Annotated in this window: 1 pseudogene; it reads left to right on the top strand. The window is 36.0% G+C overall.

Annotation, left to right across the window (positions count from 1 at the left end):
* The first annotated feature begins 109 nt into the window (after positions 1-109).
* Positions 110-1,014, top strand: a pseudogene (locus tag CIK89_RS13265) (IS982 family transposase).
* Positions 1,015-1,035: the final 21 nt, after the last annotated feature.

Raw genomic sequence — 1,035 nt, forward strand, 5'->3', positions numbered from 1 at the left:
ATTTAACGTGAGTTCGACGAAATATAAGTGTCTAAAAATTTGGTGATTAGCGAAAATTGTTGTAACTTTAAGGTGCTAAAAAATCAAAAGTTTACAAACAATAATCGCTATGATCACCGAGGACAAAGTTACTGAAATTTTCTGTATTGCAGATGACTTCTGCAAAGTTTTTGATGCCCAAATGGAAAAATACACCATAAAAAGCAATTTAAAACGCAAATACCATCGTGAATCGACTATGTCAAAGGCCGAAATTATGGTTGTCATTATACTTTTTCACAGTTTAGGCTTTCGTTGCTTGAAGCATTTCTACAAAGAATATGTATGTGTGCATCTTCGACACTTGTTTCCCAATGTTGTGTCATACAATCGTTTTGTGGAACTCTAGAAGACTATTGCTATTCCTTTAACTATCTTTATAAAGAAGGTGCTTTTAGGAAAATGTACAGGAATCAGTTTCGTGGATAGCACCCCTCTTCGTGTATGTAGGAACCAGAGAATCCTTATCCATAAGACATTTAAAGGTATCGCTCAAAGAGGTAAATGTTCTATGGGATGGTCCTTCGGTTTTAAGCTTCATCTGATATGTAATGAAAAAGGAGAATTGCTGAATTTTATGATTACTCCAGGTGATATTGCGACCGTAAACCATTGGAATATAAAGCCTTTGTTGATTTCATCTACGGCAAACTTGTTGGAGACAAGGGGTATATAGGCAAGAACCTATTCGATAAACTTTTCGTTGATGGGATACAACTTATCACGAAACTAAAAAGCAACATGAAGGGGTCTATCATGAAAATATCAGATAGACTCTTGCTTAGAAAGCGGGCTATCATAGAGACCGTTAACGATGAACTTAAGAATATTGCACAGGTGGAACATTCCAGACACAGATCTTTCGACAACTTCATTGTCAATACTCTTGGAGCTTTGGCAGCATATTGCTTCTTTCCTAAGAAACCTACAATTGCCGTTCAAAGGACTATTGATAGACAATTGACCTTATTCTAATTCGTCGAACTCACGTTAATT

Source organism: Prevotella sp. P4-119 (genome assembly GCF_002251345.1).
Taxonomy (GTDB): domain Bacteria; phylum Bacteroidota; class Bacteroidia; order Bacteroidales; family Bacteroidaceae; genus Prevotella.